This window comes from Streptomyces sp. NBC_00158, assembly GCF_045160885.1.
Classification (GTDB): Bacteria; Actinomycetota; Actinomycetes; order Streptomycetales; family Streptomycetaceae; genus Streptomyces.
In genome coordinates, this window is the sequence record NZ_CP108161.1 from 796,090 (window position 1) to 821,194 (window position 25,105).

Sequence of the window (25,105 nt, forward strand, 5' to 3'; positions counted from 1 at the left end):
ACCGAATCCCAAGGAGAGATCGTGAAGACAATGCGCCGGGAGATAATCGCCGGATCCGCGGTCGCGGTATTGCTGCTGACGGCCGGCTGCGGTGCTGCCGACAAACCCTCTTCGAAGGCGGACGCGGTCCAGCCGGCGGGTTCCGGGAAACAGCTCGGCGCATACGGGAACGACGGGGGTTCGGGGTACGGGGCGGGATCCGGATCGGGTTACGGCGAGGGCTCCGGCGCCAACCCGGCGGCCGGCGGCGGGCAGAGCGGGCCGGCCGGGAAGCTCCAGGTTCGGGAGATGGCGAACGTGGGCTCCGGGGTCGCCGACGGCGACGGGTTCACGCTCTACCGATTCGACAAGGACACCGCGAAGCCGCCCAAGTCCAACTGCGAGGGCGACTGCGCCAAGGCCTGGCCGGTGGTGCCGGCGGACGACGCCTCGGCGGGGGCGGGCGTCGACGCGGCCCTGCTCGGTTCGGTCACCCGGTCCGACGGCAGCAAGCAGCTGACGCTCGGGGGCTGGCCGGTGTACCGCTACGCCAAGGACACCAAGGCGGGCGACGCCCTCGGCGAGGGCGTCGGCGGCACCTGGCACGTGCTGGGACCCGACGGGAAATGGGCCGCCGCCGGAAAGGGAGCGGGAACGGGTGCCGGCACCGGTACTGGCACCGGAACCGGGACGGAAATGCAGGGGCACGGAATGGAACAGGGAGGAGGAGCGAAGGAAGCGGCGAAGGTCGCGCTTTCGGTACGGAAGAACGACCGGCTCGGAAACATCATCCAGAATGCCGAGGGATGGACCCTCTACCGGTTCGACAAGGACAGCGCCTGGCCGATGAAAATCGGCTGCGTGGATTCCTGCACGGACACCTGGAAGCCCGCCCCGCCCGTCGACAAGACGCAGGTCTCGGGAATCGACGCCAAATTGGTCGGGTCGGTGAAAAGGCCCGACGGGAGCGAGCAGCTGACCATCGACTGCTGGCCGGTCTACACGTTCACCGGTGACAAGGCGCCCGGTGACGTCAACGGGCAGGGCAAGCAGAACCTCTGGTGGGCCGTCACCGACAAGGGGAAGAAGGCGGCCGGCTGAGCCGGCCGGAACACCCATGAGCCGTGGTGCCCGGTCCCCCTCCCCTCCCCGCCGGGCACCACACCCCCTCCTCCCTCTCCCGATCGCTCCCAGTGAGGTCGCCATGCCCCCGTCCGACCGCCGAACCCGCCGGCTCCTCGCGGCCGGTGCCGCGCTGTGCGGTGCGCTGCTGGCCGGCGGCTGCGCCACGGAACCCCCCGCGCACACCGGTGCGGCGGCCCACGCGGCCCACGCGGGCGGGAGCCCGGCCGGGAGGACCGCCACGGTGGAGGAACTCGCCTCCGCCCTGGGCTGCACCGCCGAGTTGAGCACCCAGGCCGACGAACTGCGCCAGGGGGCCTGCGAGACCGGGCAGGGCGCCTACCGGCTGACCACCTTCGCCGCCGAGGAGGGCCTGCGCTCCTGGCTGGCGGAGACGCGGGTGTACGGCGGGGTCTACCTGGTGGGGAACCGCTGGGTGGTCACCGCCCAGTCGCCCGAGGCCCTGACCTCGCTGCGCGAACGGCTCGGCGGCACGGTGGAGACGGGCGAGGAGCACGGCGGGCACTGACTCCGGGACGGGCCCGACGACGGCGCTCCCGCTGCCGCAACAGGCGCGGCGCGTCGGCCAGTTGTCCGGAATTTCCCTCATTCGCGAGTTGTACGGAGGAGCACGAGAGCCGCCCTGAGGGGGGATTCGCCCCACCACCCGCGTACTCCAAGGTGGGCACGGAATCGCCCCTCTCCGAAAGGAACGGCTCTTCGTGCGCATGAAACGCCTCGCGCCCCTGCTCGCCACCGCCGGACTCCTCGCGACCGCCCTCCCCCTGCTCGCCGCCACCCAGGCGGCGGCCGACCCCGCCCCCGCGGACTACCAGCCGCAGCGGCCCGCCTGGCACCGCTGCAGCCCGGACCGGCCGGCCGCGTACGAGTGCGCGACCATCAAGGTGCCGCTCGACTACCAGCGGCCCCGCGGCGCGGCCATCGACCTCGCCATATCCCGGATCAAGAGCCAGGACCCGGCCAAACGGCACGGGATCATGCTGCTGAACCCCGGCGGGCCCGGCGGCTCGGGGCTGGACCTGCCGCTGATGATGGACGAGGCCATGCCGAAGGAGGTCAGGGACCGCTACGACCTGATCGGCTTCGACCCGCGCGGCGTGGGGGGCAGCAGCCCGATCACCTGCGGACTGACCGAGGCGGAGCAGAACTTCGACCGCGCGTACCGTCCCGAGACGTTCCCGTCCGACGTCGCCTGGGCGCGCACCGTCGCGGACAAGTGCCGGGAGAAGGCCGGCGCGGTCCTCCCGTACATCACCACCCGCAACACGGCCCGCGACATGGACTCGATCCGCGCCGCGCTGGGCGAGCGGAAGCTCTCCTACGTGGGCTACTCGTACGGGACGTACCTCGGCGCGGTCTACACCCAGATGTTCCCCTCCCGCACCGACCGCTTCGTACTGGACAGCGGGGTGGACCCGCAGCTGCTCTGGCGCGGGATGATCCAGGTGTGGGCCACGGAGGCCGAGCCCGCGTTCGCCCGGTGGACGCGGTGGACGGCGGAGCGGGACGGCGAGTACCGGCTCGGTGCGACTCCGCAGGCGGTGTCGGCGACGTTCTGGGGGCTGGTGGCCCGCGCCGACCGCGAGCCGATCGAGTTCCAGGGCATGAAGCTGACGGGTGACGACATCCGCTCGGCCCGGGGCCTGTTCTTCTACCCGCAGCAGGCGGCTCCCCTCGTCGCCGCGCTCAAGGCGGCCTCCGAAGGCGCCCCGCAGCCCGTCGGCCCGGCCGTGCCGGACCTGAGGGAGCTGCTGCGCGTGGCGGATCCGGCCTCCGACAACGGCACGGCCGTCTTCTGGTCCGTGCTGTGCGGGGACACCGGGGCCTGGCCGCGCGATCCCGGCCAGTACGCGCGGGACGCGGCGCGGGACAAGGCCCGGTACCCGCTGTACGGGGACATCGCCTCCAACATCAAGCCCTGTGCCTTCTGGCAGCGCCCCGTCGAGGCGGCCACTCCCATGAAGACCCGGGCGAACGTGCTGACCGTGCAGAACGAGTGGGACTCGCAGACCCCGCTCGTGAGCGGGCAGGGGCTGCACCGGTCCCTGAAGGGCTCGCGGATGGTGCTCGCGATGGGCGGGGAGGGCCACGGCGTGTACCTGGCCGACCCGGGCTCCTGCGCCAACGCCCCGGTCAACTCCTACCTGACCACGGGCCGGCTGCCCGCCCGGGACGTGACCTGCCGGGCCGCCCCGGCCCCGGCGCAGCGGCAGGACGTGCTGCCGGCGCCGAAGCCTCTGCCGTTCCCGGCCGGTCCGCCGCGGTTCTGACGCCGCCGGTTCTGGCGCCGCCGGGTCAGCCGAGCAGGGCGTAGACCGTGGAGGCCTTCGCCGCCGGGTCCGCGGCCCCTTCGGGGGTCATGGTCACGTCGGCGAAGGCCATGCGCCTGCCCAGCTTGGTGACGCGTACGTCGATCAGCACGTCGGCGGCGACGACCGGGCGCTGGAAGCTGGTCGACTGCTGGACGGTGGTCATCGGGCCGTACGCCCCGCGCGCGGCGGAGATCGCGATGACGGTGGCGGTGTCGGCGGCGGCCATCAGGGCCTGGCCGGACAGGCCGCCGCCGTCGCGGGCCAGGGAGTCCGACCAGGGCAGCCGCAGGACGGCGTGCCGTTCGCCGGTCTCCTCGACGGTGAGGCCGAGGGCCAGCACCCAGGGGGCGAAGTTGTCGCCCAGGATCTTTTCCGCGTCTGCCGGTGTCAACGTCACCCGGTGATTGTGGCGGCCCGGAGCGGGCCGCCACAAGCCACGGCAACCCTCAGAGGGAGGCCGCCAGTTCGGTGCCCTGGCGGATGGCGCGCTTGGCGTCGAGTTCGGCGGCGACGTCGGCGCCGCCGATCAGGTGCGCCTCGACGCCCTCGGCGCGCAGCGCCTCGTACAGGTCGCGGCGCGGCTCCTGGCCGGTGCACAGGACGACGGTGTCGGCGGGCACGAGGTGCGGTTCGCCGCCGACGGTGATGTGCAGGCCCTCGTCGTCGATCCGCTCGTACGTGGCCCCGGCGACCGAGACGACGCCGCGGTGCTTGAGCTCCGCGCGGTGGATCCAGCCGGTGGTGGTGCCGAGCCCGGCGCCGACCTTGGTGGTCTTGCGCTGGAGCAGGGTGACCTGGCGGGGGGCGGCGGGCCGCTCGGGGGCGGTGAGGCCGCCGGGACCGGCGTACGCGGTGTCGACGCCCCAGTGCCGGAAGTAGACCTCGGGGTCCTGGGAGGCGCCCTCGCCGCTGTCGGTGAGGTACTCGGCGACGTCGAAGCCGATGCCGCCGGCGCCGACGACGGCCACGCGCTGCCCGACGGGGGCGCCGTCGCGCAGGACGTCGAGGTAGCTGACGACGTTGTCGCGGTCCGCGCCCTCGATGGCGGGGGTGCGGGGGGTGACGCCGGTTGCGACGACTACCTCGTCGTAGCCGCGCAGGGTGTCTACGTCGGCGCGGGTGTCGAGGCGGACGTCGATGTCGCGGGCGGCGAGCTGGGTGCCGAAGTAGCGGATGGTCTCCTCGAACTCCTCCTTGCCCGGGATGCGGCGGGCCACGTCGAGCTGGCCGCCGATGTGTCCGGAGGCCTCGAAGAGGGTGACGGCGTGGCCGCGTTCGGCGGCGGTGACCGCACAGGCGAGGCCGGCCGGGCCGGCGCCGACGACGGCGACGCGCTTCTTCGTCCGGGTGGGCGAGAGCACGAGCTCGGTCTCGTGGCAGGCGCGCGGGTTGACCAGGCAGCTGGTGATCTTGCCGCTGAAGGTGTGGTCGAGGCAGGCCTGGTTGCAGCCGATGCAGGTGTTGATGGTCTCGGAGCGCCCGGCGGCGGCCTTGGCGACGAAGTCGGCGTCGGCGAGGAAGGGGCGGGCGAGGGAGACCAGGTCCGCTCGGCCGTCGGCGAGGATCTCCTCGGCCTTCTCGGGGGTGTTGATGCGGTTGCTGGTGACGAGCGGCACGCTGACGGCGCCCATCAGCCGCTTGGTGACCCAGGTGTAGGCGCCGCGCGGGACGGAGGTCGCGATGGTGGGGATGCGGGCCTCGTGCCAGCCGATGCCGGTGTTGATGATGGTGGCGCCGGCGGCCTCGATCTCCTTGGCGAGGTGGACGACCTCGTCGAGGGTGGAGCCGCCGGGGATCAGGTCCAGCATGGAGAGCCGGTAGATCAGGATGAAGTCGTCGCCGACGGCGGCGCGGGTGCGCCGGACGATCTCCAGCGGGAAGCGCACGCGGTTCTCGTACGCGCCGCCCCAGCGGTCGGTGCGCTTGTTGGTGGCGGCGGCGATGAACTCGTTGACCAGGTAGCCCTCGGAGCCCATGATCTCCACGCCGTCGTAGCCGGCGAGCCTGGCGAGGCGGGCGGCGCGGACGAAGTCCTCGATGGTGCCCTCGACCTCGGCGTCGGTGAGCTCGTTCGGGACGAAGGGGCTGATGGGGGCCTGGATCGCGCTGGGGGCGACGAGGTCCTTGTGGTAGGCGTAGCGGCCGAAGTGGAGGATCTGCATCGCGATCTTCCCGCCCTCGGCGTGCACCGCGTCGGTGATCACGCGGTGCTCTGCGGCCTCCTCCTCGGTGGTGAGGCGGGAGCCGCCCTCGAAGGGGCGTCCGGCGTCGTTGGGCGATATGCCGCCGGTGACGATCAGGCCGGCGCCGCCGCGGGCGCGCTCGGCGTAGAAGGCGGCCAGGCGCTCGAAGCCGTGCGCGTGCTCTTCGAGGCCGGTGTGCATCGACCCCATGATCACGCGGTTCGGCAAGGTGGTGAAGCCGAGGTCCAGGGGGCTCAGCAGGTGCGGGTACCGGCTCTGGGAACTCATGAGGGGGCGCCTCCTCGCGCGGGGGTGGTGAACCTGTTCTAGCGAGGAGGGCCGGGTTTTGCAACTAAGCGCATAACCCGGTGCGCGCCCACGGGCCGGGAATCCCGGGCCCGTGGGCGCACGCCGCCGCGAGTGTGGCGCAGTTCACGCCGCGGCCCGTGCCGGGGCCCGTCAGTGGATGACCCTGAAGCTGCGCCAGGGCAGGCTGTGCGGGGCGGTCACGTTCGAGAGCGTCGTGGCCACGTAGACGCCGTCGGCACCCTCGCCCCGCGCGGCCTCGGCCTTGCCGCAGTTCTCGGTCCGGTACAGGACGATGTCCACGAGGGTGTTGTTCTCCACGTGGGTGGCCCCCTTCGGGATGCCGATCTTGTGGCAGCCCCGGACCAGGGTGTTGGAGTAGCTCAGCTCGACCGGTGAGTCGTGCCCGCGGAACGTGAGCATGCCCACGGTGCTCCGGCCCAGGCCGGAGCAGGCGGAGGCGGTCAGCAGCAGCGCCGCGACCCCCACGATGGTGCTGATCCGTCGGCTGTGGGACATGGGGCGGTCCTCGTCTGTGCGGTGGTGGCGGTCCTCCCCACAGCCTTGCCCGGCGGAGCCCCGGCGGCCTGCGTTGCTCGGCCGACCGGATGAACGGGGCGGAGCCGGGCCCCGGCCGGCCCGGCTCCGCGGCCCTCACGCCCGCCGGAGGCGGACCGTGACGATCTGGAACGGCCGCAGGGTGAGGGCGATCCCGCCGTCCGGGGCGGGGGCGCCGACCGCCGTGCCCGGCAGCGGGCGCTCCAGGAGGTCGCTCTCGACCGCCTCCGCGACCGCGAAGCCGGGCCGCAGCACGGCCTTGGCCCGGCCGCCCCGGGACTCGTACAGCCGCACGACCACGTCCCCGGAACGGTCCTCCGCCAGCTTGACCGCCTCCACCACCACCGCGTCGCGGTCGACGGCCAGCAGCGGGGCCACCGGCCCCGCGCCCCGCAGGACCCGCTCGGGCAGGTTGAACGCGTGCCCCTCGCGCACCGCGTCCCCGATCCCGGCGCCGGGCGCGAGGGAGAAGCGCAGGGTGTGCCGCCCCTGGTCGGTCTCCGGGTCCGGGTAGCGGGGGGCGCGCAGCAGGGAGAGCCGGACGGTGGTGGTCTGGCCGCCGTCGGCCCGGACCTGGCGGGTGACGTCGTGGCCGTACGTGGAGTCGTTGAGCAGCGCCACGCCCCAGCCGGGTTCCTCCGCGTGGATCCAGCGGTGGGCGCAGATCTCGAACTTGGCGGCCTCCCAGGAGGTGTTGGTGTGGGTGGCCCGGTACACGTGCCCGAACTGGGTCTCGGAGGCGGTCCGTTCGGCCTTGACGTCGAGCGGGAACGCGGCCTTGAGGAACTTCTCCGTCTCGTGCCAGTCCACGTCGGTGGCGATGTCCACGGTCTTGGCCCCGGCCCGCAGGGTGACGGTCTGGGTGACGGCGGAGGAGCCGAAGGAGCGGGTGACCGTGACGGTGCAGGCGTCCGGGCCCCGCCCGGTGACCTCCAGGGAGTCGACGGCGGTGAGGTCGGTGACCTTGTTGCGGTAGAAGGCGTCGACGTCCCAGGCGTCCCACATGTTCGGGAAGTCGGGGTGGATCTGGAGCAGGTTCGCGGCGCTTCCCGGGGCGAGCGCCTCGCGCCCCTCCTCCAGGTCGTACGCGGAGACGATCAGGCCCCGCCCGTCGACCTCCACCAGCAGCCGCCCGTTGGCCAGGACGTGCCCGCCGCCGTGCCGCTCCTCCACCGTGACCGGCTGCTCGGCCGCGCGCGCCCGGCCCGCGCCGCCGGCCGGGACTCCGCGCCGCTCGTGCGGGGCGCAGTTGAAGACCAGTTCCTCCTCTCCCGTGCCGGCGAGGGCGGTCTGCGCCGCGAGGGTGATCGCGGTCAGCTCCTCGCGCACCCTGTCGTACGTGGCGCGGGCCTCGCGGTGCACCCAGGCGATGGAGGAGCCGGGCAGGATGTCGTGGAACTGGTGCAGCAGGACGGTCTTCCAGAGGCGCTCCAGGTCCTCGTACGGGTAGCCGAAGCCCGGTACGCGGACCGCGGCGGTCGCCCCCCACAGTTCGGCCTCGCGCAGCAGGGACTCGCTGCGCCGGTTGCCCTGTTTGGTGCGGGCCTGCGAGGTGTAGGTGCCGCGGTGGAGCTCCAGGTAGAGCTCGCCGGCCCAGACGGGGGCGTCCTCGTACTCGGCGCGGGCCTTCTCGAAGAAGGCGTCGGGCCGCTCGATCTCCACGCGCGGGGAGCCTTCGAGGTCCCGCTGCCTGCGGGCCCGGGCCAGCATCTCGCGGGTGGGGCCGCCCCCGCCGTCGCCCCAGCCGAAGGGCACCAGGGAGCGCGAACCGCGGCCCTTCTCACGGTAGTTGCGGGCGGCGTGGGCCAGCTGGGCGCCGCCGAGGTCGCTGTTGTAGGTGTCGACGGGCGGGAAGTGCGTGAAGACGCGGGTGCCGTCGATGCCCTCCCACCAGAAGGTGTGGTGGGGGAAGGTGTTCATCTGGGACCAGCAGATCTTCTGGGTCAGGAACCACTGCGCGCCGGAGAGCCTGACGAGCTGCGGCATGGCCGCGGTGTAGCCGAAGGAGTCGGGCAGCCAGACGTTGCGGGTCTCGATGCCGAACTCGTCCAGGAAGAACTTCTTGCCGTAGAGGAACTGGCGGGCCATGGCCTCGCCGCCGACCATGTTGGTGTCGGACTCCACCCACATGCCGCCGACGGGGACGAACTGCCCGTCGGCGATCTTCTTCTTGACCCGTTCGAAGAGTTCGGGCCGGTGGGTCTTGACCCAGTCGAGCTGCTGGGCCTGCGACATGGCGAAGACGAACTCGGGGTGCTCGTCCATCAGGGCCACCATGTTGGAGGTGGTCCGCGACACCTTGCGGACGGTCTCGCGCAGCGGCCAGAGCCAGGCCGAGTCGATGTGGGAGTGGCCGACCGCGCTGATCCGGTGCGCGGAGGCGTTCGCCGGGGCGGCCAGCACCCCGGCGAGGCGCGCGCGGGCGGCGGCGGCCGTCCCGGCGACGTCGGCGAGGTCGACCTCGTCGAGGGCGGACTCGACCGCGCGCAGGATCTCGTGGCGCCGTGCGTCGTCCTCGCCGAGCTGGGGCATCAGTTCGGCGAGGACGTCGAGGTCCTGGACGAGCTCCCAGACCTCGGCCTCGAAGACGGTGAGGTCCATCCGGGCCAGCCGGTACAGCGGCTGGTCACCGCTGGTCAGCCGGTCGCCCTCGTAGGTGGGGGCGTGCTCGACCAGGACGGGGTTGGAGGCGGCCTCGACGTACCACTCGATCCGCTCGCCGCCCGCCGCGGCGTCGGCCACCCGTACCCAGTCGTTGTACGGGTTGAGGGCCTTGACCTCGCTGCCGTCGGCCCGGTGGACCAGTCCCTCGCACTGGAAGCCGGGCATCATCCGGTCGAAGCCGAGGTCGAGGACGGCCTCGACGGTCCGGCCGGCCCAGTCGGCGGGCACCTCCCCGGTGACCCTGAACCAGGTGGTGCCCCAGGCCGGCCCCCAGGCGTCGCCCGCCGCGCAGGGGCCGTACGGGGCGGCCAGCGCCTCGGCGACCGGGACCGGTTCGCCGGGGGCCTCCCAGCGCTCGACGGCGAGGGGGACGGGGCGCGAGTGGACGGCGGGCCGGATGCGCTCCCTGAGGACCCGGCGGAGGCGGTGTTCGGTGATGCTGCGGTCGTCGTGCACGAGGCGGCTCCAGGAGCTCGTTCGGGGACGTCGGAGGGCGGGGCGGGGACGGGTGGGGACGGGGGGCGGTCAGGTCTTGACGGCCCCCTCGCCCACTCCCTTGAAGAAGAAACGCTGGAGGAACAGGAAGAGCAGCACCATCGGGACGAGCGCGGTCATCGCGCCCGCCGCGACGATCCGCTGGTCGCTGGTCGTGGTGGCCCCGGCCAGGGTCTTCAGGCCGAGCTGGAGGGTGTAGTGGTCGCTGTCGGTGAGGACCAGCAGGGGCCACAGGAAGTCGTCCCAGGCGCCCATGAAGCTGGTGATGCAGACGACGGCCAGCGCGCCCCGGGCTCCGGGGAGGAACACCCGGGTGAAGCGGGTCCACTCCCCCGCGCCGTCCAGGACGGCGGCCTCCTCGATCTCCCGGGGGACGGCGAGGAACGCCGCCCGCATGATCATCACGTTGAGCACGGACACGGCGCCGGGCAGCCAGACCCCGACGAGGGTGTCGACCAGGCCCATCCCGCGGACCGTGAGGAACATCGAGATCATCACGGACTCGAAGGGGAACATCAGGGTCGCCACGAGGACGGTGGAGACGGCCCTGCGGCCCTTCCAGCCGGCCCGGGAGAGGGCGTAGCCGCCCATGGCCGCGAACAGCGCGTTGGAGGCGACCGCGAGCAGCGCCACCAGCAGGGTGTTGCCCACGTACTGGGCGAGCGGGAAGGACTCGGCGACGCGCAGGTAGTTGTCGAAGGTGGGGTGCGAGGGCAGCAGCCCGTCGTACACGTTCTCGGTGCGGCCGCGGACCGAGGTCAGGAACTGCCAGACGATCGGCCCGACCATCAGCACGAGCGTGAGCAGCAGCACGGCGTAGCGGACGGCGAGGCCGCCCCGGCGGCGCCCGCGGCCGGTCCCGGTGGCGCTCAACTCCCGTCCCCCTTCGACAGGCGGTGGCCCAGCAGGCTGAAGACCAGGGTCAGCAGGAACAGCAGCAGGGAGACGGCGCAGGCGTAGCCGGTCTCCCCGGCGAAGCCGAGGCCGACCTGCCGGATGAGGAAGGGCAGGGTGCGGGCGCCGCCGCCGGGGCCGCCGCTCTCGCCGCCGAGTACGTAGATCTCGGTGAAGACGCGCAGGGCGGAGATCGCGGAGAGCGTGCCGACGAGCAGCATCATCGGCTTCACCTGCGGGATCGTGATGCTGAAGAAGCGGCGTACGGGTCCGGCGCCGTCGAGGGCGGCGGCCTCGTGGAGGGAGGCGGGGACGTTCCCGAGGGCGGCCAGGTAGAAGACCATGTAGTAGCCGAGGCCCTTCCACACGGTCACGAGCATGGCGGAGAAGAGCAGCATGGTGCTGTCGGTGAGGAAGGGGACCGGCTCGGAGATGACGCCGAGCGCCTCGAAGACGGTGTTGACCAGTCCGTCACTGCGCAGCACCCACTGCCAGATCAGGCCGACGACGACGGCCGAGGCGATCACCGGGGTGTAGAAGGCGGAGCGGAAGAGGCCGATGCCGGGGACCTTCGTCTGGACGAGGACCGCGAGGGCCAGCGGCAGCAGGACCAGGCAGGGGACGACGACCAGCAGGTACAGCACGCTGTTGCCGGTTGCGGTCCAGAAGTCGGGGTCGGCGAGGGCGCGGGCGTAGTTGTCGAGGCCGACGAAGGAGCCGCCGCTCAGGATCCGGGCGTCGGTGAAGGACAGCACGACGGTGTTGAGGAACGGCCAGACGCTGAACAGGGCCACCATCACCAGGCCCGGGGCGAGGAACAGGTAGGGGGTCCACCACCTGCGGTGGACGAGGCCAGGGTCGGCTCCCATGGCGCCTTCCGCCCGGCGGCGGCGCTTCCCGGCGCGGCGGTCCCGCACCGGGGCGGGCGCCGCCGGGGCGGGAGCGGTCACCTGCGCGTCCCGGCGGCCAGCAGCCGGTTGGCCTCCCCCTGGGCCCGGCGCACCGCCGTCCGGGCGTCCTGCTCGCCCTGGATGGCCCGCTGCACCTCCCGCACCACCGCGTCGCCGACCTGGTTGGTCCACTGGACGGGGGTGTTGGCGTCGAGGTCCGCCGTCTTCAGCTGCTCCGCGCCGACGGCCCGGGCCAGGGTCTCGGCGTCCTTGCCGTCGCCCCGGTCGGCGAAGCGCGGGTCGGCCAGGCCCTTGGCGTTGGAGGGGTAGATGGTGGCGTTCTTCGAGAACTCCACCTGGTTGGGGCCGTTGGTGACCCACTTGGCGAACTCGGCCGCCGCGTCCGGGTGCCTGGTGTCCTTGCGGATGCCGAGGGACTGGGCGTAGATGCCGATGTGGCCGAGGGTGCCGGTGACGGCGCCGGCGACCGCGGTGCGTTCGTAGACCTGCGGGGCGTTCTGCCTGATGTCGCGGACGAAGCCCGGGGAGCCGGGGCCGAAGACGAGTTTGCCGGCGCCGTAGAGCTGGTTGATGTCGTCGGCCTTCAGGAGGGACTCCTTGGGCATGGCGCCCTTGGCGTAGAGGTCCTTCATCCGCTCGACCCAGGCGACGGCCCGGTCCGTGTCGAAGGTGAAGCGGTCCCGCGCGTCGTTGAGCAGGGGGACGCCCATCTTCTGCCAGTCGCCGGGCAGCCGGCCCTTGGGGTCGGCCATGAAGGCGGCGTACTGGCCGCCGGAGCGGGCGGCGATCCGCTCCGCGTAGTCGAAGAACTGCTCGACGGTGGTGGGCGGCTGAGCCGGGTCCAGGCCCGCCTCGGCGAAGAGGTCCTTGTTGTAGGTGAGGATCTCGGGGGTCACGTACCAGGGGTAGGCGTAGACGCCCTCGCCCTTGCCGGGCAGTTTGAACTGCTCCCAGGCGCCCGGGACGTACTCCGCGGCGACCGCCCCGTCGAGCCGGGACACGTCGGCGAGCATGCCGCGGTCCCCGAGCAGCTGGAAGGAGTCGGTGGAGAGGTTGACCACGTCCGGCAGGGCCCCGGCCTGGGCGTCGGCCACGAGCTTCTCGTTGTAGCCGTCGCCGGGGACGTCCTCCCACTTCACCTCCACCTTCGGGTACCGGGCCTCGAAGGAGTCGATGACGCCCTGGACGTAGGCGGTGAACTTCGGTTTGAGCTGGAGGGTGCGGAAGGTGATCTCGCCGGACACCTCGCCGGTTCTGCGGGCCTCGCCGGCACCGGCGCCGCCTCCGCTCAGGCCGCAGCCGGCGGCGGTCAGGAGGCCGGCCGCCACCAGTGTGGCGACGGCCGTGCGGGTCAGGGGGGAACGAGTCATCGTCGCCGCCTTCGGGGGAGGTTCCGGCTTCGCTGCCGGAGGGCGGTGCCCACGCTGGCCGCACGGCGGGGGGCCGTCAACGAGGCCCGCTGCCCGATGGCCTGAAGCGGTTTATCTCCCGCGCCGTACGGGTGGCCGCCCGGCCCGGCGCACCGCCCGGGGCAAAAAACCTTTGCGCGGCCGACGGGCCGCCGCCTAGGTTGACGGACTACCACGACGTGTAGCTCAGCAGCAGAGCACCGGGCTTCCTACCCGGGGGGCGCAGGGGCGGAACCTGCCACGTCGGCCATGGACGCACACGCTGACAAGCAGCCTCCGCACCCGTCCCGGACCGGCCCCGCGCCCGTCCCCGGACCCACTCCGACGCCCGTCCCCGGCCCCGCGCCGGTGGCCGTAACCGTGTCCCCGGCGTACGCGGCCGAGCGGCTGGCCCGCGCCCTGCGGACCTCGCGGACCCACGCGGACACCGCCACCCGCGAACGCGCCGGGTCCCGCGCCCGCAAGTGGCAGAGCGTCCTGGCGGGCATCGCGGACGGATCCCTGAGCGTCGGCTCCCGCACCCCCGTCGCCGCGCTGCCCGCCTGGGTCACCCTCGAGGTGGTCACCGGCGGCTTCGCCACCGGCGCCGCGTCGGCCGGCGGGCCGCTGCTGCCGTACGAGGAGGAGGCCGCCCGGCTGGCCGGCGTGCCCGCGGACCGTGCGGAGCTCTTCGCGCACCTCCTCACCGAGGACGGCCTGGCGTACCTGTGGTCGCTGCTCGACAGCGGCCGCTACGAGGTGCGCGTTCCCGAGGAGGCGGCGCTCGCGACCGTGGCGTGGCTGGTGCGCGCCGGGGACTTCGACTCCGCCGCGGAACTCGTCACGGTGCTGCGGCCCTTCGCCGGCCGGCTGCGCTTCTCCCCGCGCCCCGCCGACCGCCCCGCGCCCGGGGTGGACTCCGTGCACCGCCGCACCGTCGGCGAGGCCTCGGCGGCGCTGGCCCGCCGGGGACCGAACACCGCCGTGGAGACCCAGCGGGAGGCGCTCGCCGTCTGGCGCCCCTTCGAGGACGAGCTGCTCGCGCACCGGCTGCTGGCGCACGGGCGCGCGCCCGGCCCGGACTGGCACGCCGAGGGTGCCGGACTGCTGGCGCGCTACCGGACGCTGGCCGCCGCGCACACCCTCTGCCGCAAACACCTGGACCCGAAGTCGAACGCGGCGATCCTGCGCCGGGCCCTGGAGGAGGAGGTCGCCGGCCGCGCGCCCGCGCCCCGGCTGGCCGGGCTGCTGCGGGTCGCCGTCGAGTCGATGCTGGCCAAGCGGGGCGCGCCCGGCTCCCCCGGGCACGCCCGGCTGCGGGCGGTGCAGGCCCGGCAGGCCGCGCTGCCCTCGCACCACGCCCTGGCCGGCCTGGTGCTGCGCCGGATCTCCGGGCTCGACCAGCGTGCCGGAACCCCGGACACGGACACCCCGGTGGCTCCGGTGAGCGCCGAGGAGGCCCGCGAGACGGGGCTGCCCGCCGGTGCCCAGGTGCCGGCGGCGGTCGGCGCCACCGTCCGGGCGGCGCTGAGCGCCCCGCTGGAGGTGCTGGTGGAGCGCGGGGTGGTGCCGTCGGCGGAGGTGCTGGCCGAGCTGGTGCCGCAGCTCGTCGCGGCGGTCACCGCCGAGCGGTACGCGGACGAGCCGCTGCGGAACCTGATGGCGGCCACGTACCGCGCCTTCCGGGGCCGCCGCTCGCTGCTCCTGCTGAACCTGGAGTCGCAGGTGCGGATCGAGGAACTCCCCTGGCTGCGGGCGGTCTCCGCCCACCGGAGCGCCGACGGCGCGGACACCGGGCCGGCCGCGGAGGCGCTGCGCAGGCTCGGCGGGCTGGCGGTGGGCGCCTTCCCCGGTACGGTGCTGCCCAACCCGCTGGTGCGCGAGCTCGGCCAGCTGGCCCGGCAGGCGGAACTGGGCGCGCCCTTCACGGAGGAGCTGGCCGCCGACATCTTCATGGGCACCTTCGGCCCGAAGTTCCTCGTCGCGGCCCGGGTCGCCGGGGAGCTGCTGGAGGAGAGCCTGTACGCGCGCTACTACGGCATCGACTACGCGGGGGTGCGCCGGATGGCGGTGGCCCAGGCCGCCGAGTCCGCGCGCAGCGGCCGTCCGGCGCGCACCGCGGCGGAGTTCGCGACGCTGTGCGCGCAGCGGGCCGGCGGGGGCCGGACCTGGTCGGTGGCGGCGAACGGCAAGGTGATCGAGCAGGCCCAGATCCTCACCACGCACAACCTGGCCACCCTGGTCGGGCGGGCCGGGGTCACCGTGCCGGGCGGCTGGGAGCGGCCCGCGCGGGAGTCCTTCGGGGCGGTGTGCCGGCTGGTGGCCCGGGTGGAGGGGAACCCGCGCCCGCTGTCCACGATCAAGGACGCGGCGTACGCGTGGCGGCAGATGCTGTTCCACCTGTCGCTGTGCGGTCCGGCCGAGCGGGCGGACGTACTGGCCTGGATCGAGGCGGAGTCGGCGCTGCGTCCGGCACACGTACGGGCCCGGCTGGCCCCGGCGCTGGCCGGTCTGCGTCTGGTGGCCGCGGGCGGCTCCTTCGCCGCGGACGGCACGGCCGAGGGCGGCCGCGCCCGCCGACTGCTGGGCTGGAGCACGGACGGCCACTGGATGCGGATGCCCTAGCCGGGCGGCACGGGGAGCCCCCGCCGGGAGCCCCCTCCCGCCAGGAGCCCGCTCCCGCGGGGGGGGGGCATGGCCCCGGCAGGGCCACCGCCAGGCAGGGCCCGCTTCCGCGGGGGCCCGTTCCCACAGGGGCATGCCCCCGGCAGGCGCCACCGCCGGGCAGGCGCCCGCTCCCGCCAGGGGCCCGCTTCCGCCGGGGGGTATGGCCCCGGCAGGGGCCACCCCGCCGGGCAGGCGCACGGTCCCGCAGGGAGCCCGTTCCCGCAGGGGCCACCGCCGGGCAGGAGCCCGCTCCCGCAGCGGGTATGGCCTCCGGCAGGGCCCCGCCGGGCCGGGGCGGCGGCCGGCTGTGGCGGTGCGGGGTCAGGACACGAGCAGGCGGAGGCCGAGGTCCGCCGCGTCCAGGTCGGCGAGTTCGCCGTTGCGTTCGGCCCACCGGCCCGAGCGGAGGTCGTCGGCGAGGTTGCGCACCGCGCGCCGTTCGGCCTCCGGTCCGACCCTCGTCCACACCGACACCGCACGGCGCACGTGATCCTCCAGATACGCCTCCGGCCGGCGCCAATACGCCTCGAACAGGCCGTCGGCGCAGTCCCACGGGACGGGCACCGGCTCGGCACCGGCGCCGATCGCGTCGGCCATAGCGGCGAGCGAGGGGAACTCCGCGAGGACGTCGGCGAACTCGGGCAGGTAGTCGCGGGTGAGCCAGAACCGGTCCTGCCATCCGGGCTCGTCGGTGTCGAAGGTGAGCACGACCACCCGGCGGGCCACGCGCCGCATCTCGCGCAGCCCGGCCATCGGGTCCCCCCAGTGGTGGACGGTGGAGACGGCCATCGCGACGTCGAAGGACCGGTCCCCGAACGGCAGGCCCTCGGCGGCGGCGTCCACGCACGGCGCCGAGCCGACGGGCCGCTGCCCCCGCATGACCGCCGACGGCTCCACGGCTGCCACGTCACGGTCGGCGGGCTCGTAGGAGCCGGTGCCCGCGCCGACGTTGAGCACCGTCCGCGCGTCCCCGAGCGCCTCCCGGATCTGCGCCGCGATCCTCGGCTCGGTACGCCGCGTCGCGCCGTAGGCTCCGCCGATCGCCTCGTACAGCCGTGCGCCGACCGTCTCCAGTTGCTTCTCCGGTGTCACCTTCAGTCCCTTCGCCCGTGCCTCCAGTTCCCTGTCGATGGCTCCCACCATGGCGTCGGCGCGCTCGCGCCGCTCCAGCAGCAGCCCGCGCAGCCGGTGCAGGTGCGCGACCGCGTCGGCGCCCGGGTCGCCGACCAGTTCGGCGACCTCCCGCAGCCCGAAGCCCAGGCGCCGGTAGCCCAGGACCTCCCGCAGCCGCTCGATGTCCTGCGCGGAATAGGCCCGGTACCCGGCGGCGTTGCGCGCCGAGGGCCGGACGAGGCCGATCTCGTCGTAGTGATGCAGCGTGCGGACGCTCACGCCGGCCAACCCGGCAACGCGTCCCACGGTCCAGTGATCCTCCACGGGGGGGGCAACTGTGCGGCCTGACGCCACGTGAGGGTCAACAGCGGGCCGGGCAGCGCGTGCCCGATAACACGCGGCGTGGGCCGCCGCCAGGGGTTCTCCGGCGTCCGACCCGATCGGATCATGGATTTTGCCTTGATCAACGCAATGTGATGGATTGATCACCCACCGCATCCGCCCGCTCCGCGAAGGATCCCCCCATGCGCACGGTCCGCGAGTCGGCCCTCGACGTCCTGCGAGCCCGCGGGATGACCACGGTCTTCGGCAATCCCGGCTCCACCGAACTGCCCATGCTCAAGCAGTTCCCCGACGACTTCCGCTACGTGCTGGGACTTCAGGAGGCCGTGGTGGTCGGCATGGCCGACGGCTACGCCCTCGCATCCGGCACCACCGGCCTGGTCAACCTGCACACCGGCCCGGGTACCGGCAACGCGATGGGCGCCATCCTCAACGCCCGCGCCAACCGCACGCCCATGGTGGTCACCGCCGGCCAGCAGGTCCGCGCCATGCTCACCATGGAGGCCCTCCTCACCAACCCGCAGTCCACCCTGCTGCCGCAGCCCGCCGTGAAGTGGGCGTACGAGCCCCCGCGCGCGGCGGACGTCGCCCCCGCCCTGGCCCGGGCCGTACAGGTCGCCGAAACCCCGCCGCAGGGGCCGGTGTTCGTCTCGCTGCCGATGGACGACTTCGACGTGGTCCTCGGCGAGGACGAGGACCGGGCGGCCCAGCGGACGGCGGCCCGTACGGTCACGCACGCCGCCGCACCCTCCGCCGACGCGGTCCGGCGGCTCGCCGCCCGCCTGGCCGGCGCCCGCAGCGCCGTCCTCGTCGCCGGCAACGACGTGGACGCCTCCGGGGCCTGGGACGCCGTCGTGGAACTGGCCGGGCGCACCGGACTGCCCGTCTGGTCGGCGCCCACCGAGGGCCGGGTCGCCTTCCCCAAGTCCCACCCGCAGTACCGGGGGATGCTGCCCCCGGCCATCGGGCCGCTGTCCCGCTGCCTGGAGGGGCACGACCTGGTCCTCGTGATCGGCGCCCCGGTGTTCTGCTACTACCCCTACGTCCCGGGCACCTACCTGCCCGAGGGCACCGAGCTGGTGCACCTGACCCGGGACGCGGACGAGGCGGCCCGCGCCCCCGTCGGGGACGCGCTCGTCGCCGACCTCGCCCTGACGGTACGGGCCCTGCTCGCGGAGCTGCCCGTACGGGAGGCCGCCGCCCCGGCCGCACGGATCGCGCGGGCCGAGTCCACGGCCGAGGTGGACGGGGTGCTCACCCCGCTCGCCGCGATGACGGCCGTCGCCCAGGGGGCTCCCGCGAACACCCTGTGGGTCAACGAGTCCCCTTCCAACCTGGGCCAGTTCCACGACGCCACCCGGATCGACACCCCCGGCTCGTTCCTGTTCACGGCGGGCGGCGGGCTCGGCTTCGGCCTGGCCGCGGCCGTCGGGGCCCAGCTCGGCGCCCCCGACCGGCCCGTGGTCTGCGTCATCGGCGACGGCTCCACCCACTACGCCGTACAGGCGCTGTGGACGGCGGCCGCCTACAAGGTCCCGGTCACCTTCGTCGTCCTGAGCAACCAGCGCTACGCGATCCTCCAGTGGTTCGCCCAGGTGGAGCGCGCCCAGGGCGCCCCCGGACTCGACATCCCGGGCCTGGACATCGCCGCGATCGCCACCGGCTACGGGGTCCGCGCCCACCAGGCGACCGGCTTCGGCGAACTGACCAAGCTGGTGCGGGAGTCGGCCCTCCAGCAGGACGGCCCGGTGCTGATCGACGTACCGGTGACCACCGAACTCCCCACCCTGTAGCCCCTTCCCAGACGTTCCACCGCCCCGCCCCGCCCTGCCCCCGGAAGGCCGGCATGCCCCTCACCAGCGACACCACCTCCCTCCTGCTCGAACGGCTCCGCTCCGCGCTCCCCGCGCAGGCCCTGCTCACCGACCCGGCGGAACTCGCCGCCCACTCCCGGGACTCCGCACCCTTCTCCGAGTGCGGAACCCCCGCCGTGGTCGCCGTACCGCGCACCGCCGAGCAGGTCGAGCACGTCATGCGCACCGCCTACGAACTGGACGTCCCCGTCGTCCCCCAGGGCGCCCGCACCGGCCTGGCCGGCGCCGCCAACGCCGTCGAAGGCTGCGTGGTGCTGTCCACCGCCGCGATGGACCGGATCCTTTCCGTCGACCCCGCCAACCGCCTGGTGCGCTGCGAGCCCGGGGTCACCACCCGGCGGCTCGCGGAGGCCGTGGCCGAACACGGGCTGGCGTACCCGCCGGACCCGGCCTCCTGGGACCGCTGCACCATCGGCGGGAACATCGCCACCGGCGCGGGCGGCATCTGCTGCGTGAAGTACGGGGTGACCGCCGACTACGTCCTCGGGCTGGACCTCGTCCTGCCCGACGGGCGCCGGATGCGCACCGGCCGGGACACCGCGAAGGGCGTCGCCGGTTACGACCTGACGCGCCTGGTCGTCGGCTCCGAGGGCACCCTGGCCGTGGTCGTCGGCGCCACCCTCGCGCTGCGGCCCGCCCGGCCCCCGGCCCTGTCGCTGCTGGCCCAGTTCCCGACGCTGACCGCCGCCGGGGACGCCGTCGCCGCCGTCACCGCCGCCGGCCACACCCCGTCCGCGCTCGAACTCCTGGACCGGGCCACGACCGAGGCCATCGTGGACCTCGGCACCCACCGGCTGCTGCGCACCGGCAGCGCCGCCACCCTGATCGTCGAGAGCGACTCCGCCGACCCCTCGTCGGAGCTGTCCGCGATGGAGATCCTCTGCAAGGAGGCCGGTGCCGAGCACATCGCCGGCTCCGCCACGAGCGAGGAGGCGTACGAGATCATCGAGGCGCGCCGGCTGGTCAGCCCGGCCCTCGCCGCGTACATGGCCTCCAGGGGCGGCGGGCTCACCGCGTTCATCGAGGACGTCGCGGTGCCGAGGACCGCGCTCCCCACGCTGATCGGGCGGATCGAGGAGATCGCCGAGCGGTACGACCTGAAGATCTTCACCCTCGGCCACGCCGGGGACGGCAACCTGCACCCCACGGTCGTCTTCGACGAGTCCGACGCGGACGAGTTCCGCCGCGCCCGGGAGGCGTACGACGCCATCATGGCCGCCGGCCTCGAACTGGGCGGCACCACCACCGGCGAGCACGGCATCGGCACCCTGAAGCGGGAGTGGCTGGAGCGCGAGCTGGGACCGGTCTCGCTGGAGCTCCAGCGCGGCCTCAAGCGGCTCTTCGACCCGAAGAACCTCCTCAACCCCGGCAAGGTGGTCACGGCATGACCCAGTCCACCGAGACCTCGGACACCACCCGGGGCACCGCCGCCCCCGGGCTGCCGCCCGTCCGGGCCGGCCTGGCGGAGACCGTGCGCTTCGTCGCCACCCACACCCTGCCCGTCTTCGTACGCGGGGTCGCGAACCCCCGCTTCCCGGTCATGGCGCTGTACTCCCGCGTCAACCAGCCCGCCTGGTCGAACGCGACACTGCGCGCGATGCGGGCCCGGCACCGGGGCGCGCCCGTGATGGTGCGCGCGCTCTCCGGCGAGATGCTCGTCCTGTTCGACGAGGGCGACGTCCGGCGGTTCTTCGAGGAGCCGGTCTCGGACCTCGCGATGGACGCCGACGACAAGTACGCCAGCCTGTCCGTCTTCGAACCGACGGGGGTGATCTGCTCCCACGGCCAGGTCCGCGAGGACCGGCGCCGGGTCAACGACCACGCGCTCGCCGCCGACCGGCCGGTGCACCCGTCCTGCGCGAAGTTCGAGACCGTCGTCGAGGAGGAGTGCCGGCGGCTCACCTCCCGTTCCGTCGTCGACTTCCCGCTGCTGTGGAAGACGCTGACCCGGATCTCCCGCCGGGTGGTCCTCGGCGACCAGGCCTCCGACGACCAGGAGCTGTCCGACTGGCTCGCCACCCTGCGCGGCCAGGCCAACTGGATGGGCCGCAGCAAGCCGGACGCCGCCAAGGCCCTCTACGCCAGGATCGAGGCCCGGATCACCCGGTACGCGGCCGACGCCCCCGCGCACACCCTGGCCGCCCGCGCCCTGGCCGAGCCCTCCCCCGAGGGCACCGACCCGCTCGGCCAGACCCACCACTGGCTGCTCGGCATCGACCTCGCCGCGCCCGTCGTCGCCCGCACCCTGCTGCTGCTCGCCCACCACCCGGCCGAGCAGGACGCCGCCCACGCCGAGGCGGCCGGCCGGGTCCCCGGCCTGCCGAGGCTGCGGGCCTGCCTGGAGGAGTCGGTACGGCTGTACCCGATCGTGCCCGACCTCGTACGGGTCACCCGTACCGAGACCGAGTGGGGCGGGGTGCGCCACCCCGCCGGCACCAACGTGCTGGTGCCGATGGGGTTCCACCAGCGCGACCCCGAGCGGGTCGACGGCGGGAACCTGTTCGCGCCGGGCCGCTGGCTGGTCCCGGACGTGCACCGGGACACCCGGGTGGCCCCGTTCAGCCACGGCGGCGCCCGCTGCCCCGGCGAGTACGTGGCCCTGCTGCTCACCTCACTGGTCTGCGCCGAGGTGCTGCGCGGCCACCGCCTCACCGGGGCCCGTCCGGTGCTCGACCCGGGGCGTCCGCTGCCGGGGATCCTCGACACGGCCGGCATCCGGCTGCGCATCGGCCGGGTGTAGGAGGAGTCCGCCATGACCGAAGCCACCGACGCCGGAGCGTCCGTCACCCAGCCGGACATCGCCTCCCTGCACCACGTCTGCCGCGAGCTGGCCGAAGCCGCCGACGCGGTGCGCGACGCCGCCCGGTACGCGTCCCGCGTCGCCCTCGGCTCCCGGCTGCCGCTCGCGGCGGCCGGCCCGCGCCGGGCCCGCGCCGCGCAGCGCGGGCTGCTGCGCACCCTGATGGACCCGAAGGGCCTGGGCTGGGCCCCGCAGGGCGGCTCCCCGCTCGCCGGGGCGCTCTGGCTGGCCGGGGTGCTCACCAGCCGGGAGAGCCTGGCCGTCAGCCTCGCCGTGACCGGCCTCAAGGCACGGATCCGGGCGGCCGCCGTGCGCCATCCGCAGCTGCTCGACAACCCGACGACCTCGCGGGTGCTGCGCGCCATCGACGAGGACCGGCAGGCCGAGGCGGTGCGGCTGTTCCGGGGCCTGCTGACGGAGCAGGGCGCGGAGTACGCCCTCGCCCTGCTGGCGCCGTCCTTCACGGACATCATGGCCTGGAACGCGCTGACCGACGAGAACCCCTTCAACGACACCGCCGGCTGGCAGATCGCCACCGGCCGGCCGCTGACCTCCGACTACTTCGTCGGGGTGAGCAGCTCGGTGTGGGCGTTCCTCAACCGGGGGAAGGGCCGCGCCGAGCCGCACACCCCCTCGGCGGCGCTGCTGGGCAGCATCGACACCTCGGGCACGATCGTCGGCTACGTCCGCAACATCGGACGGATCGGCACCCGGGGCCTGCTGCTCGTCCAGCAGGCCGACGGGCCGGACGGGGAGAGCCGCTACGTCGTCCAACTGGCCGGGATGGGGCCGAGTTTCAACCAGGAGAGCCCGCAGGACCTGCTGGGCGGCATCGACGCGGTGGGCTCCATCGACACCACCTACACCCGTGCGGTGGTCAGGGCCCTGCGCCGGCTCGTGCCCTCCGGGGCGCAGGTGGCGCTGGTCGGGCACAGCCAGGGCGGGATCACCGCGATGAACCTGGCGGCGAGCCGGGACTTCAACGCGCTGTACACGGTGACGCACGTGGTCGCGATCGGTTCGCCCATCGACCAGAAGCGGGCCGCCGATCCGCGCACCCGGGTGGTCTCGCTCGTCAACGAGCACGACATCGTGCCGAGCCTGGAGGGCCGCTCGTCGGTGTCCCCGTACGAACTGCCCAAGCAGTTCACGGAGTTCACCTGGACCGACGACACCCAGGCCTTCCCGCTGTGCCATGCGGCGGAGCGGTACGCGCACAACCTGGAGCACGACGTGCCGCACGCGCGCTCGTACGTCGACTCCGAGCTCGCCGCCTTCCGCGGCCGGGTCACCGGCACGCACCTCTTCACCCTCCACGACCGCTGAGGACCCCGCATGACCGACACCGACTCGCACACTCCCCCGACGGACACGGCGCCGGCCACCCCGGAGCTGCCGGCCCAGACCTCCCGCGGACACCGGCCGCCGCCCGCGCCGCCGCAGCCGTACGGGCCGGCCGGACTGCTGGAGCGGCTGGAGTCGGCGGCGTTCGCCCGCTTGAACCAGACCCGCGAGTGGTACGAACTGCCCGCACCTCTCGGCCTGCTGAACCTGGCCGTGATCCGCGAGGACCTGCGCCGCCACAACCTGCACGACACCTTCGGCGCGGGCGGCGAGCGCAAGCGCCGGCCCACGGAGCACCTCGCGCCGTACCGCTCGTACGACGGCTCGGGCTACGACCCGTACGACGAGGACATGGGCCGGACGGGCACCCGCCTGGACCGCAACACCCCGCTGCACCTGGCTTACCCGGACGAGGACGAGGCGCTGATGACGCCCAGTCCCCGCGAGGTGAGCCGGCAGCTGCTGGCCCGGCGCGGGTTCGTCCCGGCGCCTTCCCTGAACCTGCTGGCCGCCGCCTGGATCCAGTTCCAGAACCACGGCTGGGCCAACCACGGGGACAACGAGGAGGCCGAGCCGTTCACGGTCCCGCTCGCCGCCGACGACGACTGGGCCGGGCAGGGCGGCGGCTGCCCGATGCGGGTGAACCGCACCCGGCCCGACCCGGTCGCGCACACCACTCCGGACGTCCCGCCGACGTACGAGAACACGGTCAGCCACTGGTGGGACGGCTCGCAGGTCTACGGGTCGGACGAGGCCCGCTGCCGCTCGCTGCGCACCGGGGAGCACGGCCGGCTGATCGTCGACGGCGGCAGGCTGCCCGCCGATCCGCGGCCGGGGATGGACTGCCTGGACGCCACGGGCATGAACAGCGACTACTGGACCGGGCTTTCGCTGCTGCACACGCTCTTCGCCAAGGAGCACAACTCCATCTGCGACCTGGTCCGTTCGCAGCACCCCACCTGGGACGACGAGCGGATCTTCCACACGGCGCGGCTGGTCAACACCGCCCTCATGGCGAAGATCCACACGGTGGAGTGGACCCCCGGGATCCTCGACCACCCGGTCGTGCACCAGGCGATGCGCGCCAACTGGTACGGGCTGCTGCCCCGCTGGGTCACCAAGACCTTCGGCAGGGTCGGCGGGGAGGTCCTCAGCGGCTCCCGGGGTTCGGGAACCGACCACCACGCCGCGCCGTTCTCGATGACGGAGGAGTTCGTCTCGGCGTACCGGCTGCACCCGCTGATCCCCGACGAGATCACCGTCCGCGACCACCGGCGCGGGGCGCGGCGCGAGGTCATCGGCTTCGACGACATGCAGGGCGCGACCACGCGCACCGCGGTCGACGCGTACGGGATGAGCGACCTGTTCTACACCTTCGGCGTCTCGAACCCGGGGGCGCTGGTGCTGCACAACCACCCGGACGCGCTGCGCAACCTGAAGCGGCTGTCCGGCGAGCACGTCGACCTCGGGACCGTGGACGTCCTGCGGGACCGCGAGCGGGGCATCCCCCGGTACAACGCCCAGCGGCGGATGCTGCGCAAGCGGCCCGTCACCTCCTTCGAGGAGCTCACCGGCGGGCACCCGGGCGACACCCCGCTGCTGCGGGAGCTGTACGACGGCCGGCTGGACCGGGTGGACACCCTGGTCGGGAACCTGGCCGAGCCGCGGCCGGCGGGCTTCGGCTTCAGCGACACCCTCTTCCGGGTGTTCGCGCTGATGGCAACCCGCCGCATCAAGAGCGACCGGTTCTTCACCACGGACTACCGGCCGGAGGTGTACACGGCCGAGGGTCTGCGCTGGATCGACCGGAACTCGATGGTGACGGTGCTGCTGCGGCACCACCCCGAACTGGCCCCGGCGCTGGCCGGGGTGACCAACGCCTTCGCCCCCTGGAAGGAGCTGTCGTGAGCGGGCATCCCGCCGACGGCCTGCGCAGCCACGCCGCCGCCCTGCGCGAGCGGGCGGACCGGCTGCGCGGCGCGTGCGACGCCCTGGACTGGCGGGGCCCGCAGGCCGACGCCTTCCGGGCCCGTGTGGACGAGTTGGCCCGGCGGTGCGCGACGGCCGCGGACGGCCTGTCGCGCTCGGCCGCCCGGCTGGACGGCCGGGGGTAGGCCGGAGCGGTGAGGCCC

18 protein-coding genes and 1 tRNA gene are annotated in these 25,105 nt (G+C 73.8%); 11 read left to right on the top strand and 8 right to left on the bottom strand.

The window, feature by feature from the left end; all coding sequences use genetic code 11:
- Positions 1 to 30: 30 nt before the first annotated feature.
- The 3 genes from OG553_RS03500 to OG553_RS03510 all read left to right on the top strand — a co-directional run bounded on the left by OG553_RS03500 (position 31) and on the right by OG553_RS03510 (position 3,392).
- Positions 31 to 1,080, top strand: a complete 1,050-nt coding sequence (locus OG553_RS03500; protein WP_405982939.1) for an SCO0930 family lipoprotein — start codon at positions 31 to 33, stop codon at positions 1,078 to 1,080.
- 103 nt (positions 1,081 to 1,183) lie between these two features.
- Positions 1,184 to 1,630, top strand: coding sequence for a hypothetical protein (locus OG553_RS03505; RefSeq protein WP_405977540.1), 447 nt, complete (start codon positions 1,184 to 1,186; stop codon positions 1,628 to 1,630).
- Between the two features lie 199 nt (positions 1,631 to 1,829).
- Positions 1,830 to 3,392 (top strand): alpha/beta hydrolase, encoded by a 1,563-nt coding sequence (locus OG553_RS03510; protein ID WP_405982940.1) that lies wholly within the window; start codon positions 1,830 to 1,832, stop codon positions 3,390 to 3,392.
- Positions 3,393 to 3,417: 25 nt separating this feature from the next.
- On the opposite strand, the gene OG553_RS03515 is transcribed toward OG553_RS03510, so the two are convergent.
- The 7 genes from OG553_RS03515 to OG553_RS03545 all read right to left on the bottom strand — a co-directional run bounded on the left by OG553_RS03515 (position 3,418) and on the right by OG553_RS03545 (position 12,815).
- Positions 3,418 to 3,831, bottom strand: a complete 414-nt coding sequence (locus tag OG553_RS03515; RefSeq protein WP_405977541.1) for a PaaI family thioesterase — start codon at positions 3,829 to 3,831, stop codon at positions 3,418 to 3,420.
- A 49-nt stretch (positions 3,832 to 3,880) separates the two neighbouring features.
- Complete coding sequence (locus OG553_RS03520; protein WP_405977542.1) at positions 3,881 to 5,905, bottom strand: FAD-dependent oxidoreductase; 2,025 nt, start codon at positions 5,903 to 5,905, stop codon at positions 3,881 to 3,883.
- A 171-nt stretch (positions 5,906 to 6,076) separates the two neighbouring features.
- Complete coding sequence (locus OG553_RS03525) at positions 6,077 to 6,442, bottom strand: hypothetical protein (RefSeq protein WP_405977543.1); 366 nt, start codon at positions 6,440 to 6,442, stop codon at positions 6,077 to 6,079.
- A 135-nt stretch (positions 6,443 to 6,577) separates the two neighbouring features.
- Positions 6,578 to 9,601, bottom strand: coding sequence for an alpha-mannosidase (locus OG553_RS03530; protein ID WP_405977544.1), 3,024 nt, complete (start codon positions 9,599 to 9,601; stop codon positions 6,578 to 6,580).
- 69 nt (positions 9,602 to 9,670) lie between these two features.
- Positions 9,671 to 10,513 (bottom strand): carbohydrate ABC transporter permease, encoded by an 843-nt coding sequence (locus tag OG553_RS03535; protein ID WP_405977545.1) that lies wholly within the window; start codon positions 10,511 to 10,513, stop codon positions 9,671 to 9,673.
- A complete protein-coding gene (locus OG553_RS03540) occupies positions 10,510 to 11,403 on the bottom strand; it encodes a carbohydrate ABC transporter permease (protein WP_405977546.1) in 894 nt (297 codons plus the stop codon). The genes OG553_RS03535 and OG553_RS03540 overlap by 4 nt, the downstream gene beginning before the upstream one ends.
- A gap of 77 nt (positions 11,404 to 11,480) precedes the next feature.
- Positions 11,481 to 12,815 (bottom strand): ABC transporter substrate-binding protein, encoded by a 1,335-nt coding sequence (locus tag OG553_RS03545; protein ID WP_405977547.1) that lies wholly within the window; start codon positions 12,813 to 12,815, stop codon positions 11,481 to 11,483.
- A 214-nt stretch (positions 12,816 to 13,029) separates the two neighbouring features.
- Here OG553_RS03545 and OG553_RS03550 point away from each other — a divergent pair.
- A tRNA-Gly gene (locus tag OG553_RS03550) sits at positions 13,030 to 13,104 on the top strand.
- Positions 13,104 to 15,458, top strand: coding sequence for a hypothetical protein (locus OG553_RS03555; RefSeq protein ID WP_405977548.1), 2,355 nt, complete (start codon positions 13,104 to 13,106; stop codon positions 15,456 to 15,458). The genes OG553_RS03550 and OG553_RS03555 overlap by 1 nt, the downstream gene beginning before the upstream one ends.
- A 363-nt stretch (positions 15,459 to 15,821) precedes the next feature.
- On the opposite strand, the gene OG553_RS03560 is transcribed toward OG553_RS03555, so the two are convergent.
- Positions 15,822 to 16,919, bottom strand: coding sequence for a MerR family transcriptional regulator (locus OG553_RS03560; RefSeq protein ID WP_405977549.1), 1,098 nt, complete (start codon positions 16,917 to 16,919; stop codon positions 15,822 to 15,824).
- Positions 16,920 to 17,137: 218 nt separating this feature from the next.
- Between OG553_RS03560 and mdlC the strand changes: the two genes are divergently transcribed.
- The 6 genes from mdlC to OG553_RS03590 are packed head-to-tail and all read left to right on the top strand — an operon-like array spanning position 17,138 to position 25,087.
- The gene (gene mdlC, locus OG553_RS03565; protein WP_405977550.1) at positions 17,138 to 18,748 is read left to right on the top strand and encodes a benzoylformate decarboxylase; all 1,611 of its coding nucleotides are present in this window, start codon (positions 17,138 to 17,140) and stop codon (positions 18,746 to 18,748) included.
- A 53-nt stretch (positions 18,749 to 18,801) separates the two neighbouring features.
- Complete coding sequence (locus tag OG553_RS03570) at positions 18,802 to 20,217, top strand: FAD-binding oxidoreductase (protein WP_405977551.1); 1,416 nt, start codon at positions 18,802 to 18,804, stop codon at positions 20,215 to 20,217.
- A complete protein-coding gene (locus OG553_RS03575; protein WP_405977552.1) occupies positions 20,214 to 21,569 on the top strand; it encodes a cytochrome P450 in 1,356 nt (451 codons plus the stop codon). Before OG553_RS03570 ends, OG553_RS03575 begins: the two co-directional genes overlap by 4 nt.
- A gap of 12 nt (positions 21,570 to 21,581) precedes the next feature.
- Entirely contained in the window at positions 21,582 to 22,955 is a 1,374-nt protein-coding gene (locus tag OG553_RS03580; RefSeq protein ID WP_405977553.1) for an alpha/beta fold hydrolase, read from the top strand.
- A 9-nt stretch (positions 22,956 to 22,964) separates the two neighbouring features.
- Positions 22,965 to 24,881 carry a peroxidase family protein gene (locus OG553_RS03585; protein ID WP_405977554.1) on the top strand — a complete coding sequence of 639 codons (1,917 nt, stop codon included), beginning with the start codon at positions 22,965 to 22,967 and terminating at the stop codon, positions 24,879 to 24,881.
- Positions 24,878 to 25,087, top strand: coding sequence for a hypothetical protein (locus OG553_RS03590; RefSeq protein WP_405977555.1), 210 nt, complete (start codon positions 24,878 to 24,880; stop codon positions 25,085 to 25,087). Before OG553_RS03585 ends, OG553_RS03590 begins: the two co-directional genes overlap by 4 nt.
- The last annotated feature ends 18 nt before the right edge of the window (positions 25,088 to 25,105 follow it).